This window comes from Paenibacillus sp. 1-18, assembly GCF_000520755.1.
Taxonomy (GTDB): Bacteria; Bacillota; Bacilli; order Paenibacillales; family Paenibacillaceae; genus Paenibacillus; species Paenibacillus brasilensis.
In genome coordinates, this window is sequence record NZ_ASSB01000184.1 from 1 (window position 1) to 14,063 (window position 14,063).

Below are 14,063 nucleotides of genomic sequence, written 5' to 3' on the forward strand. Positions count from 1 at the left end.
GTTCTCCCATCATCTATCCCTCCAGCTTTGTATATATTCACAATGCGATCTGCCAACCCAGTCATCAAAAGATACAAAAAAAGACCACGAACATCGCTGCGGCGCATGCCGAGCGGTTCATGGTCTCTCCAAATCTCCTGACGAGTATTAACTTATCCATATCGTAGCACACACTGTACACGATGAAAAGGGAAATTTGCCTGCTTGTATTTTATCGTAAAAACGTACTACTTGAACGCCATCGCGGCATTCACCGTTTTTTCCCATCTACCATAAAACTCAGTCCCTAGCAGCCTGTTAGTCGCCCGCCGATCAAACAAGATGGCGCGCGAGCTGGTTGTGCCCTGATCCTAGGCAAGAATGTATTGTTCCAACGTTTTCCGATCTCCTTGTTTAGGATGTAATGGTGCTTACTTTTTATACTTATCAGACTTTTTTAAAAAAACAGCGGTGAGCTAAGACAAGAAAATAAAGTCTTAGACTGCCGCTGTTAGTTATGGAGAACGCTTCCCGTTAGCGGAATAACCTGACTTTCAAGTATGGAACGATAGTAAAAGGGGCTTTCCCTTCTGGCTGGAAAGCTCCTAATTTGAACCATAAGCTTATATCGTCCTCAACGAGATCCCTGCCATAAATCTTCTAACAGCTGATTAGTTCCTGTATTTTCGATTGGCGTATATACCCTCATTACGAACTCACCGCTTTCAGAGACTGTAAAAGTGTTGTAACGAAATGTCAACAGTCCTGCTTGAGGATGATGTATCACTTTTTCCCCTTCCGAGTTTCTGGAAACATCATGTCGTCCCCACCACTCTCTAAACTCCTCGCTCCTGTCACATAACATGTTAACTAAATCCTGATACCACGAATCATTCATGTGCAAGGCGTATCGGCTTCTGAAATGGGCCAACAGCATGGTGGCGACGTTTTCCCAATTAACTATGCGAGCTTTGTTATCCCTCATCATAAAGACGCGCCAAAGAATATTTCTTTCAATCTCTGCTATTTGGTTAAAGTCTCCACATAATGTACTTGTCATTTTGTTCCATGCGGAAACGTTCCAACGCCTGTCGATGATATAAGCAGGGTATGTCCCCAGCTTGTCGAGAATCTGTTGAAGGGCTGGAGAAATGGATCCATCTTCTGTGATGTTTGGAAGTATGGAATGGTTAGCCAATACGAGTAGATGGTTGCGTTCGTCGTCATTGAGTCGGAGTGTTCGTACCAAACTCTCTAGTACTTGTTCCGACACTTGGATATCCCGCCCTTGCTCCAATGCGGTGTACCATGGTAAGGAAATGCCGGATAGACTCGCCACTTCTTCTCGCCTCAGACCAGGCGTACGACGACGTGAGGTTTCAACCCGTAATCCCATATCATGCGGAGATAGACGTGTGCGACGAGTCCGAAGAAAATCAGCTAGTTCTTTTCGTCTTCTTTCAGAATTCATAACAATGATACACCTCTATATCCTAATAGAATTTATAACAGTATCCGTACGATTAGCATTCGGAACAGTACTACAAATACAGACCTATTTGAGCGTTTATAAAACTGATTATAATCGACTTGTCGCCTACAGTGAAGGAGGAGTACGGCAGTCAGGGTTGAAAAGGGCGTATTGTAATACCAGAACAATAAATAGTCGAAGAAGAGGGGATTTAAGGTGAAACCAGAACAAAACGGTTGTAGCAATACTTTGAGAGGCCAACGCGCTATTCTCCTTGGAGGAACTTCTGGAGTTGGATTTGCTACAGCCGAAGCCGCTGTGCGGGAAGGAGCGTCCGTAGTCGTAGTATCCAGTCAAAAAGATAAAGTTCACAATGCGCTCTTGCGCCTCCCCCAAGGTTCGGAAGGACATGTGGTTGATCTATCTAGCGAGGAGCAGGTTCGAACATTTTTCAGCCAAATTGGTGAATTCGACCACTTGGTTTTCTCAGCAGGCGAGTCATTACTAGTCGAAAATCTCAGCTCAATTGATATAGAGACTGCACGGCGATTCTTTAACCTGCGGTACTGGGGGGCGTTTATGGCCGCAAAATACGGAAGTGGGAGCATCAGACAGAACGGCTCCATCATTTTAACTTCTGGCGTTGCCGGAGTCCGACCTCAGAAGGGCTTGACGGTTGCAGCCAGCGTATGTAGTGCTGTTGAAGCTCTAACCAGGGCGCTGGCCGTCGAACTCAGTCCGCTTCGTGTTAACGCCGTTAGTTTCGGGCTAATGCGTACTGAGCTGTGGAACAGTGTTCCTGAGGAAGATCGAAACGCGATGTATGAAACTGCCGGAAAAAACCTCCTGATTGGACGAGCTGGAGAACCCGAAGACGCGGCTGAGGCTTATCTTTATTTAATGCGTGAAAAATATTCCACCGGACAGACCATTGTCGTGGATGGCGGTTCTACACTGGTGTGATTTAATTGTACAAGAAGTATACGAGGTCACCAGAGCATGATCTTGTTCCAGGTGACCTCGTATACTTCTTGCGTTCTACTGATCAATTCTATTGCCTATAATGCTCAAACAGCTTTTTATTGGATGTCGTCACTGCTGTAGCTCCCGCGGCAAGAGCCGCTTCCACATCCTCCGGGGTACGAATCAGTCCACCCGCCAATATGGGAATACCCGTACGTTCACTGACCTCTTTAATCATTGGCGGAACAACGCCGGGCAGCACCTCAATGTAATCGGGCCGTGTCTTTTCCACCAGCGCGTAGCTTTTTTCCAGTGCAATCGTATCAAGCAGGAACACCCGCTGAACCGCAAGGATTCCCTTCTTTTTAGCAGTGGCGATCACTCCAGAGCGGGTTGAGATGATCCCAAACGGCTTAATCTCCTGACACAAATATTCTGTAGCATATTCATCATTCTTCAAGCCTTGCACCAGATCAGCATGCAAAAGCATCTGCTTGTTCCGACTCCTGGCTAGCTGATACAGGCTGCGCAGCTCCGCTACATGTGTATCCAGAAAAACTGCGTACTCGTAGGAGCTGTCCAAAATGCCCTCCAGCTGCTTCATTTGCTTAGCGGCAGGTAAAATGCATTGTCCCTGAAATGGCATGGATATCCCCCTTAGATCTTTAGACTAAAATGTCGGTCAAATCTCTCAAATTTTATATTATCACTCTGTTCAGCGAACGTGAAGCGGTTTCATTTTTAGGCATATATAAAAAGCCGTCCTCCCGACCGTAAATGCCTTCGGGAAAACAGCCTTAGTCCTTAACAGAAATAGATCACATCATACGTCAGAGCCCATAAAAAGCTTATATTGTGTGCTGCAGGCTCAAGCTGTACTTTTTTATTCATATCCAATCTCCCTTCCTTTCTTGTCTTTATATACTTAAACGAGTTCCACTCTTTCCAATCGAAGAATTTTAGCTCTGGCTTGGTAGAGGCGCTTGACTTTCATTTTATATTGTAACTATAATAGTTACATATACAAGTTCGTGAATGAGCAGGATGCACTTACAATTAAACCATTGAAATGACCAAATTATATTTATAGGAGGCTTACTATTATGAAAATTGCAGTTATTGGTGCAAGCGGTAAAGCAGGAAGAAATATTATAAAAGAAGCATTGGACAGAGGACACGAAGTAACCGCGATCGTTCGCGACCCGGCTAAAGTAACAGAAAATCGTGCCACTGTGGTACAAAAAGACGTTTTTGATCTGAAAACAGATGATCTGAAAGGTTTTGACGTAGTCGTTAACGCTTTTGGCGCCCCATTTGGACAAGAGCATCTGCATGTAGACGCAGGTAACGTACTGATTGAAGCGCTGCGTAATGTGTCCGGTACACGGCTGATCGTGGTAGGTGGTGCAGGCAGCTTGTTTACTGACGATTCCCACACCCTTTTGGTAAAAGATACTCCTAATTTCCCGGATTTCGTATACCCAACAGCACATAATCAAGGAAAAAACCTGGAAATTCTGCGTGGCACCAGCGACCTGAACTGGACTTTCATCAGCCCTTCTGCTGAATTTGCTCTTGGCAAACGTACAGGCTCTTATCAAGTAGGCAAAGACACACTGTTGGTTAATTCCAAAGGTGCAAGCTATGTCAGCTATGAAGATTATGCAGTAGCTGTGATCGACGAAATTGAAAAGCCACAACATCTGAACCAACGTTTCACAGTGGTATCCGAGTCCTAATTTCAGCATCTTAGCAGCACATTTAATCATAAAAAAGACCCTCCGCTCATTTTCTCCTGCTGCATGGAAAAGTCTGATTTACTCTAAATCAGGCTATCTATCCATACGTGTGCCGTGAGAATATGAACCCGAAGGGTCTTTTCGTTATGACTTGTTGACGCCAACCTTCTTCTTCGGTTCGTGAAGGGAAGATTCCTTTTTATCGCTAAAACATAGCTTGAGAATCGGAGGCGCAGCCAAGGTTGTCAAAATAACGGCAATGATCACCGATGTAAAATATTGCTGTGCCAATAGACCTGTCTGTAGACCGGTAGCTGCAATAATAAGCGCGACTTCACCACGCGATATCATCCCGGAGCCGATTGCAAGCGAAGAACGGTTATCAAAGCCCGTTAGTCGTGCCCCAAGGCCTCCACCGATCAGCTTTGTCACCAGAGCAATCAGTGTCAAGGCAACAACAAATCCAAGCTGCTGTCCCACTCCCTCAAAGGAAACATTTAAACCAATACTGACAAAAAACACAGGAACAAAAATGGAATAGGCGATGGGCTCCATCTTTTCCTCGACGACGTGCTTATAGCCTGTTTGTGCGATGGCAATTCCGGCTGCGAAGGCTCCGATAATCCCTGCCATCCCCAACACATCAGCAAAATACGCAAACCCAAAGCAGATAATCAATGCAGCCGTGATGACTGCTTCAGTCACTTTTAGTGGAGCAAGTATTTTCATAATCCACGGAACAACCAACCATCCTCCCAGAATAGCTCCCACAAAAAAGATTAGCTTTTTGCCGACGAGAAGCCCGAGCGACATCTCTTGTCCGCTCATACCGAACACACTCATCAGCACTGCAAGCAGCACCACAACGAGCACATCATCCAGCACAGCCGCACCCAAAATGGTCGAGCCCTCCCGGGTATTTAGCTTGTTCATATCCTTGAGCACCTGCACCGTAATACTTACAGAGGTGGCACTCAGGATAACCCCGAGAAACCACCCTTCATGCACCGAGAATCCAAAGGCTTCCCCTACACCAAAACCGCAAACCAGCGGTAAAATAATACCTCCGACCGCCACCGCTACCGCAGGTTTCCAGTTACGTCGAAGCTGATTCAGGTCAGTCTCCAGTCCGGCAATGAACATCAGCAGCAGCACGCCGATCTCAGACATATCGTGAATCAGCGTATCGTTCTGAACCCACCCTAATACGGCTGGACCGAGCACGATCCCCGCGATCAGCTTCCCCAACACCGCGGGTTGACCGAGCCGGACTGACAGATGACCTGCGACTTTTGTGAACAACAGAATCAGCAGAAGATATAGTATAAATTGCATAGGCGGATAACCTCCTTTTATTTAAGTTTTTGGGCTCATTTGAGCATCATCCAGAATTTCAAAACATTCCTATAGTCATAAAATGCAAAATAAACGTGCAAAATATGTGTCTGACCTGGCACATGACCACTCTGACAAAATAAAAAGGGAAACCTGAAGTACAGCACAGGTTCCCCTCCAAAAGACAAAGAGGAGCCTTGGTGACAGGCTCCTCCGGTAATCATGTTCATTTGATATTGTCGTTCATATTCGCGCAATGAGTAACTTTATCTGTTTATTATACCTCTTCTGCAAACCCATGTAAATGTGGTTTATCAGCTCTCTGCTTTTTTCACATATCGGTCGCGGTATTCATGATTCAGCATACTCATCAGGATCGAATCATGGTATTCATGATTGTAGAATAAAGCATCCCTTTGCACACCTTCACGCTGAAAGCCTACTTTTTCATAACAACGAATGGCCCGTTCATTATAATCAAATACATTCAGCTCAATCCGGTGCAGATTACAAATACCGAATCCGTAACCCAGCATCAGAACAAGCGCCTCGGTGCCGTAGCCTTTTCCTTGATCCCCTTGCTCAATAATGGCGATACGGATGCCAGCGCTGCGATTCATGGTGTCCATATCCTGCAGGGCTATATCCCCGATGATACGATCATCCTCGCAAAGCGCGATCAGAAGCAGCAGGCTTGAGGTATCCTGGCCCTTAGCCTCGATATAGCGGGCAATTTGATCCTTGGTAAAGCTGCGCTGTGTGCCTGTCAGCCTCCGCACATCCTGATGGAACAACGTATTATAGTATAGCTCCGTGTCCTCCACATGAATGGGACGCAAGTATACCTGTGGTCCTTCAAGCAATCGTGCTATAGGCGCGGTTGTTGATTCTCGGTGATTCATGGGTTATTCCTCCTAGATTAAAATTCCGAACTGCAAAACCTAAAACAAACGACTACGCAAGGTCGACATTCTGTTCTGGAGCAAGGCTGGAATCAGCGAGGGGTTCTCGCCAAATGACGGATTGAAGCAGTAGTCCGGCCAATCCCAAGACTCCAACGGTCAGCCCGATCCAGACAAAGGCTGTCCCTGCCCCTGCCATTTGAATCAATAACCCACCGGCAAGCGGCGAAACGATCATGATCGCTCCAATCACGGTGCTTTGGATACCGAAGACACGCCCCACCATACCAGCCGGGGTTTTGGCTTGTAATATGTAATTCTGGGTGATGATGTACAGGCCATTGCCAACGCCTAGTGTGGCCCCAATCGTAAGCAGGACGGGCAAGCCAGTCCCCGGTTGCGCCCAGCCCAAAGCGGCAATAGCTCCGCCAACCAGCACATAGCCTCCACCGAGTCCCCAGCCTGCGCTTATGCGATTCAAGCGATTAAGCACCAGCATGCAGCCGACGGCGCCAGCCCCTATGGCTGAAACCAGCCAGCCGAGCAGCGATTCGTTACCCGGAGCGAGCACCCGCAGCAGCGTGGGAAACTGGTAGTCAATCATGAGAATGGCGATCAAGCCGAAAAGCCCGAATATAAGCGTATGCAAAAGCATTCGAGTGCGCCAGAGGAACGCCCAACCCTCACGCCATTGGCTGAGAAAGCCGGATGCGTGGACAGGCTCCTCTCGCATCCTGGCATCACCAGCCTCAGGCGCTGCATGCAATGCCGGCTTTTCTTGCAGCTCGTCAGCAACCGCTGCTTGCTGATCGGTGCTGGCCAGCGCCGGGCCGATTCCGCGCAGTGGCCACAGCAGCAGGCCCGAGCAGAGACGCAGCAATGCATTTAGAATAATGCATGCCTGAGGGGACAGCACAGTCAAGGTCATGGCGCCCAGCAATGGCCCTGCCACTTTGGAGGCCTGATTGACCAGCCCATTCAGCGAGGTCGCCCGAAACAGGTCACCACTGGCAACTACTGTGCGGGTCAAGCCTTGCTGTGACGGAATTTGGAATACACCAGCCGCCGCGCGCAAACCCAGCAAAGGCAATAGCCATGCCGGACCTGGGACGGCGAGAATCGCCAGCGTCAATAAGGCGATAGCTGCATCGCAGCCGATCATCAGCCAGGCCTTGTGTACCCGGTCAGCTAACGTACCTGCGATGGAGCCCAGCAGCAGGCCTGGTAGCGCCATCACTACCGGAATCAGCGCAATCAGCATGGGATCAGCTTCCCAGCGATAAGCAACAAGCACCTGAATGGCGATAGCATCAAACCAATCGCCAAAGGAGGCAGCTGTGTGCGCCGCAAACATTCGCGTAAAACGGCTATTGCGCCAAATGCTGGGCGTGGATTGCAATTCTTTCTTCTCCTTCATTTCTACTCACCCTGCTCTCAATTTTCTGCCTCTTTAGCAATAAGAACATCCTAACGGGCCTATATCAGAAGAAAATCAGACAGCAAAAAATATCAGACTGCAGAAAGTGTCTGCTCCAGCCAGCGCCTCAGTGCAGGACGATATAGTGTTAAACCGTTGTCCTGATCAAGTCGTTCGTAACGAGCCGCATATTTTTCTTCCAGCATGGGGTAGGTGCCACAAAGCTTCAAGAAGCCACGGATTTGACAGACCGCTTTGATTTTTAGCAACTCCTGTTTAGCCATATCCAGGGTGTCCAGCCCTTCATCCATGAGCCGCTCGGCGTTTTCCACATCTCCAGTGCGCAGCAGCATAAGTCCACGCATCAGGCGATAACGGCCCAGTTCGCGCAAATACGGAGCCTTCGACAGCATGCCTTCCAGACGATCGGACAGTTCGGCAGCCTTTTCCATGTGATTGGCAACCAGATGCATGTACATCTCCATCAGTGCAACAGGCATCACAAATTTATCGAGGTCATCCCGCTCCATCACTGCAAAAGCCAGCGGAAGACCCTCCTGTGCGCGTTCAGGTTGCCCATTCTCCACATAAGCCTCAAGGATGTTGAGAATACGCAATTCCCGCTCCTGCTCTTTGGATAGTAATCCACTGGAAAGCACCTGCTCACATAGATCAAGCTTCTGATCCGTTACCCCTGCTGTACCTGTATATAGCAGTAACATCCAGTATATTCGATCTCTGGGATCAAAATCCTCCTGTTCCAAAAACCACAATATATCGGCTTGCACAAACCGAGTATACATCTGATAAAAAGGAGACAGTTCAAAACCCATCTGCTCCTGCTGGGCAGCCAGCGCTACGATGGAATTGCCCTGCCCCAACAGCTGGTATTTCCGGAATAGTCCATGCACGGCGTCCCGCACCTCCTGATCGTACAAGGACGGATGATTAGGTCGCTGCACGTCAGTCAGGGTCAAGCTGTAGCCATACCCTCTAACCGTATGAATACGGAACACATTCCATGACTTGAGTTTTTTGCGCAATCTATAGATATGATCATCCACTGTACGCTCCACCGGATACTCCAGCGGCCATACACGATCCAACAGCTGCCCGCGGGTGAATACCTGGTTCCGGTTATCATAGAGAAAACGCAGCAGCGCAAACTCTTTTGCCAGCAGTATGACCTGCTCTGTACCACAGATTACACTGTAGCCCTCCGCATCAAATTACAGTCTGATCATCCACCTCGCCTCCGACATATCGTTTCTTCGCTGCGCCCAGCCCTGTAAACATAAGCACAACACTCAGGCACAAGAGCAGCAGCAGCGGAATCGTCCAGCCTTGTGTCGCATCATGCAAATAACCGAACAGCGTTGGCCCCGTCGCCGCCAGCAAGTAACCAAAGGATTGAGCCATGCCAGACAGCTCTGCCGCCTGCTGCGGTGTCCGCGTTCGCAAATTAAAGAACATCATCACTAACGGAAAAGCAAAACCACCCGCTATACCGATACAAATGACCCAAATGACACTCCACTGTGTAGCTCCCAGCAAAAATCCGCCCAGACCGATAAAATACAGTACAGCCATAATGAGAACCAATATCCGCTGATCCTTCAAGCGTGCTGCCCAAATCGGCACAATAAAGGTAAATGGCATTTGCGCAAACTGCAACACGGACAGCATCCATCCTGCAGTCTCGGAATCCATTCCCTGTCCGCTCATCATCTCGGGAAACCAGGCGGCAGGGACATAAAACAGGGCAGATTGCAGCCCCATAAACAGCGTCACCTTCCAGGCTAAAGACGATTTATACACATTGACGGTTCGGGCGGATATTGCCGCTTTATCAACCGTTTTTCGCGCTTTGAGAAGCTGGGGAATCCACAGTAAAATACCGATGACACCCATAATCGCCCATATTCCCAAAGCACCACGCCAGCCCATACCTGCGTTCAAAGCGAGCGGTATACTCAGACCGGAGGCTGTTGCAGCGACCACATTCATGGATACTGAATATACGCCGGTCATGAGTCCACTGTTACGGGGAAACTCTTCTTTAATCAGACTGGGCAGCAAAACATTACACACTGCAATAGCCAGCCCCAGCATGGCTGTTCCGGCAAATAATGCAGTCACTCCCAACGTGGAACGTACCACAATGCCTACGGTCAACAGCAGCAAGGCTGTAAAAATAACACGGGGTGACCCGAAGCGGCGTGCCAGATGAGCTACAAAAGGCGACAATAGTGCAAAAGCAAGCAGCGGTAATGTCGTTACTAAGCCGCTCAGTGTATTCGAGATATGCAAAGAATCCTTAATCAAGCCGATCAGAGGCCCTACAGAAGTAATCGAACCGCGCAAATTAGCACCTACCAGAACCACTCCTAAGGCAAGCACCCAAGGACCGGCATACCACAAAGATTTGTATACTAAAGCTCGTTGGTGTTGCTGTGAATTCATCTCTCTATTCTCCAATCCTACTGTGTTATGCTCAAAGGCTCCAACCGAGTGTACGGCTGGAGCCTGAGCAATTTTTCTCTCATTAAATTATAAAGGCATTTATGCCATATGCATAGAACGGATCAACAGCATAAACTCCTAATCTTCCAATTCAGCATACAGCTCCAGCCGAATAAGCAAAAGCTGCCTGCAAGGATTTGTTCCTTTGGAGGCAGCCTTCAGCTTATGACCCAAATGTGTTCTGCGGTGCTTCCCTTGCTTGACTTGTTTAACTCGCTTAACGCACCATCCACCGCAAGGATATGACCATTCATGTAATCGGAACCTTGACTGGCGAGGAAAACAACAACCCCCATCAGATCGGAAGGATCGCCCCAGCGGCCTGCAGGAATACGCGACAAAATTTCCTGATTACGGTTCTCGTCCGCACGAATTGGAGCTGTGTTCGCAGTAGCAATATAACCAGGGGCAATCGCATTAATCTGAACGTTATGAACCGCCAGCTCGTTGGCAAATGCCTTGGTCAAGCCAGCCACTGCGTGCTTGCTCGCTGTATACGGCGGAACGAACTTGCCGCCCTGAAAAGCAAGCATAGAGGCGACATTGATAATCTTCCCGCTTTTTTGCTCTACCATCACCTTCGCTACTTCCTGGCTCAGATGATATACAGCATTCAGGTTGATTTCCATTACAGCATCCCAATCCTCATCCTTGTACTCCAGCAAAGGAGCGCGACGGATCGTACCTGCATTGTTTACCAGAATATCAATTTTGCCAAATTCCTTGACGCATTCTTCTACAATCTTCTTAATAGATGCTTTTTCCGTCAGGTCAGCTTGATAAAAGGCAACCTTCACACCTGTAGGCTCCAGCAGACGTCTGGTTTCTTCATAATCATCATTGTTAGCTACAATGAACAGGTCAGCGCCCGCTTTGGCTAAAGCCACTGAATAGCCCGGCTTCTTCATCGGTACTCCTTGTCCTTCATGTACTGCGTTAGTGCAACAAAAGTATATCTTTTTTTTAGTAAATTTACCATACTTCTATTTATGAATGCCATGATTATATATGCTGAACTTAAAAGTTACCTGTGGTACCACTGCGCAGACAGATGGTGACCCATCAGCAAAAAGAGGCAGCTCAAGATGTTCTCTTGAACTGCCTCTACGTAATCATAAATGCTACTCAGATCAATGCGCCGGAATCGGAGCTGCAGGCTGATCCGGTGCATCGTGCTCGACCAGCGCATGCTTTTCCCACAAACGACTTCTCCAGCGGGCATACATAATAACGGCACGAGTCCATTCATCAGCGGCAATAGCCAGCCACACACCTGCGAGTCCCATATCCAGCTTGAACACAAGCAGATAACCAAGCGGTAGGCTCATGCAAACCATGGAGATCAGTCCCATAAAGACCGGGAACTTGGCATCTCCGGCAGCACGCAACGAGTTAATAATAACGATATTCGTCGTTCGGCCGCTTTCCAGCAGGATGCTAAGTAAGATGACCTGTGCTCCCAAACGGATAATTTCAGGGTTTTCGGTGAACAGACCAAGCAAAGGCACACGGAAAAAGATAACTACCACATCAATAACCACGGTCACGAGCAGCGCCCATTTCACACTGCTTAATACACGTTTATAGGCTGTATCCTTCTGTCTGGCTCCCACGAGCCTTCCCACCACGATAGCCGTTCCCATACCGACTGCCATGCTGAACAAATAAATATAGCTTGAAATGTTATTCGCATATTGACGCGTTGCCATTGCTTCTGCACCCAGATAAGTCACGTATAATGTGAATATGAGCTGGCACGACTGATACATAATGGATTCCAGCGCGGATGGCACACCAATACGCAATATTTTAGAGATAAATTTTTTGGACAATTGGACGTAATATTTCCACTCGACGCGCACTTCAGTGACCCGGTACATAAGCCAGAAGAAAATCAAAAGACAAATAAAGCGGCTACCTGCCGTAGAAATAGCTGCCCCCTCTACACCGAGCGCAGGCATGCCCCAATGTCCGAAAATCAAAACATAGTTGCCGACGACGTGGATCACGTTCATTAGCACCGATACATACATCGTTTCCCGGGTAAACCCATGTGTACGAATGGTCGCCGCCAGCGCGTTAATCAATGCCTGAAGGAAAATGGCGCCCCCGACGATACTTATATAGGATTCTGCATAAGCCAGAATATCTCCCTGGACGTTCAGCCATTGCAGCATATGAGTACCAAACACAAGAAAAATGACACTAAGCAATAAACCAACCATTAAATTCAACGTAATGGCCGTGCCCGTAACCTGGGCCGCTTCGACAAGTTTTTTAGAACCGATATATTGAGCTACGACGATAGCAGCGCCGTTGCCGATAACCTCCAGTACAAGGATGGCAATTGAAATAATTTGGTTGGACGCGCCCACACCCGACACTGCATTATCAGATACAGAGCTGAGCATGAATGTATCGACGCTTCCCATCAGCATAAACAGGAACAATTCAAGAAATATAGGCCATGTCAGACGGAACAAATTCAGTTCCTTGGCTTCGGACAATACCGAACCATTTTTTAGTGCTCTGGTTGTCATTCATTCACCTTTCTTCATAGATTTATTTAACGATCAAAGGGTATGTTAGCACAGTCATTCTGAAAATACATCCCGTTTACGTAAAAAGACTTGCAAAACGCGTAAGAATTCATTTATCACTTTCTTTCAATTGATTATCGAACTTTATTGAAACATAATAGGGCACGATTAGATCCGTAATCCTCGCTTTTCCGGCAGAATTAGGGCGTAAGTGTATAATATATGATAAGCCTGTGAACATTGCCGCTGACAGACTGCGAAGATGGTTATAATCTAAATTTTTAAAGACTCATACTGTAATAAAGGAGGCTTTTACAAATGACTCAATCATTTCAAGCCCTGGTCGTCGATCAGACACAGGACGGTGAAGTTCAGGCAGAGGTACGCTCTTTGGAAGCTGACAGTTTACCCGCTGGAGAAGTATTGATTCGTGTCGCTTATTCCAGCATCAATTATAAAGACGGGCTTGCCGCCCGCAAGGATGGCAATATCGTCAAAGCCTATCCGTTTGTACCTGGCATAGACTGCTCTGGAACGGTCGTGGCTTCGGAGGATGGCCGCTTCAGCGCAGGACAGGCAGTGCTCGTGACCGGATACGGGCTCGGTGTATCTCAATTCGGAGGATTCAGCGAATATGCGCGCGTACCTGCGGATTGGGTCGTTCCGCTTCCGGACGGACTCACACTGAAAGAGGCGATGATCTACGGGACTGCCGGATTCACCGCAGCCCTGTCGTTATATCGGCTGGAGCAAAACGGCGTTGCGCCGGATCAGGGCAAGGTACTCGTCACTGGAGCGACGGGCGGTGTAGGCGGCGCAGCCATTGCCCTGCTGAACAAGCGGGGCTACCATGTCGTAGCCAGCAGCGGCAAAACCGATGCGCATGGCTACCTCAAGGCGCTCGGAGCCGCCGAGGTTATCTCCCGCGAGGAGGTCTATGACGGCGCGGAGAGCATCCGACCGCTGGGCAAGCAGCTTTGGCAAGCGGCCATTGATCCCGTAGGCGGAAAGCCGCTCGCTTCGCTGCTCAGCCAAGTCGCCTACAACGGCTCCGTTGCCGTGAGCGGCCTGACGGCAGGCACCAAGCTGCCTACGACGGTGCTGCCGTTTATTTTGCGCGGCGTAAGCCTGCTGGGCATAGACTCCGTCTTCTGCCCCTACGACACCCGCGTGGCGATTTGGAAGCGGCTCCGT

12 protein-coding genes are annotated in these 14,063 nt (G+C 48.5%); 3 read left to right on the forward strand and 9 right to left on the reverse strand.

The window, feature by feature from the left end:
• Positions 1-613 precede the first annotated feature (613 nt).
• Complete coding sequence (locus L693_RS0111005; protein ID WP_025717289.1) at positions 614-1,450, reverse strand: helix-turn-helix transcriptional regulator; 837 nt, start codon at positions 1,448-1,450, stop codon at positions 614-616.
• 216 nt (positions 1,451-1,666) lie between these two features.
• Between L693_RS0111005 and L693_RS0111010 the strand changes: the two genes are divergently transcribed.
• A complete protein-coding gene (locus L693_RS0111010; RefSeq protein WP_025717290.1) occupies positions 1,667-2,413 on the forward strand; it encodes an SDR family oxidoreductase in 747 nt (248 codons plus the stop codon).
• An 88-nt stretch (positions 2,414-2,501) separates the two neighbouring features.
• Here L693_RS0111010 and L693_RS0111015 read toward each other — a convergent pair whose 3' ends face one another.
• A complete protein-coding gene (locus tag L693_RS0111015) occupies positions 2,502-3,059 on the reverse strand; it encodes a glycerol-3-phosphate responsive antiterminator (protein WP_025717291.1) in 558 nt (185 codons plus the stop codon).
• Positions 3,060-3,516: 457 nt separating this feature from the next.
• Between L693_RS0111015 and L693_RS0111025 the strand changes: the two genes are divergently transcribed.
• A complete protein-coding gene (locus L693_RS0111025; protein ID WP_025717292.1) occupies positions 3,517-4,152 on the forward strand; it encodes an NAD(P)-dependent oxidoreductase in 636 nt (211 codons plus the stop codon).
• A gap of 144 nt (positions 4,153-4,296) precedes the next feature.
• Here L693_RS0111025 and L693_RS0111030 read toward each other — a convergent pair whose 3' ends face one another.
• The 7 genes from L693_RS0111030 to L693_RS0111065 all read right to left on the reverse strand — a co-directional run bounded on the left by L693_RS0111030 (position 4,297) and on the right by L693_RS0111065 (position 12,869).
• Positions 4,297-5,487 carry a cation:proton antiporter gene (locus L693_RS0111030; protein WP_025717293.1) on the reverse strand — a complete coding sequence of 397 codons (1,191 nt, stop codon included), beginning with the start codon at positions 5,485-5,487 and terminating at the stop codon, positions 4,297-4,299.
• Positions 5,488-5,801: 314 nt separating this feature from the next.
• On the reverse strand, positions 5,802-6,389 hold the full coding sequence (locus L693_RS0111035) for a GNAT family N-acetyltransferase (RefSeq protein ID WP_025717294.1): 588 nt from the start codon (positions 6,387-6,389) through the stop codon (positions 5,802-5,804).
• A gap of 52 nt (positions 6,390-6,441) precedes the next feature.
• Positions 6,442-7,806 carry an MFS transporter gene (locus tag L693_RS0111040; RefSeq protein WP_025717295.1) on the reverse strand — a complete coding sequence of 455 codons (1,365 nt, stop codon included), beginning with the start codon at positions 7,804-7,806 and terminating at the stop codon, positions 6,442-6,444.
• Between the two features lie 92 nt (positions 7,807-7,898).
• Entirely contained in the window at positions 7,899-9,011 is a 1,113-nt protein-coding gene (locus L693_RS0111045) for a winged helix-turn-helix domain-containing protein (RefSeq protein WP_081752131.1), read from the reverse strand.
• Positions 9,012-9,030: 19 nt separating this feature from the next.
• The gene (locus L693_RS0111050; protein ID WP_025717296.1) at positions 9,031-10,269 is read right to left on the reverse strand and encodes a CynX/NimT family MFS transporter; all 1,239 of its coding nucleotides are present in this window, start codon (positions 10,267-10,269) and stop codon (positions 9,031-9,033) included.
• 218 nt (positions 10,270-10,487) lie between these two features.
• A complete protein-coding gene (gene kduD / locus L693_RS0111060) occupies positions 10,488-11,237 on the reverse strand; it encodes a 2-dehydro-3-deoxy-D-gluconate 5-dehydrogenase KduD (RefSeq protein ID WP_025717297.1) in 750 nt (249 codons plus the stop codon).
• 222 nt (positions 11,238-11,459) lie between these two features.
• Entirely contained in the window at positions 11,460-12,869 is a 1,410-nt protein-coding gene (locus L693_RS0111065) for an MATE family efflux transporter (protein ID WP_025717298.1), read from the reverse strand.
• Positions 12,870-13,187: 318 nt separating this feature from the next.
• Between L693_RS0111065 and L693_RS0111070 the strand changes: the two genes are divergently transcribed.
• Positions 13,188-14,063 (forward strand): acrylyl-CoA reductase family protein (locus L693_RS0111070; protein WP_025717299.1); only part of this gene is annotated, 876 nt, incomplete at its 3' end.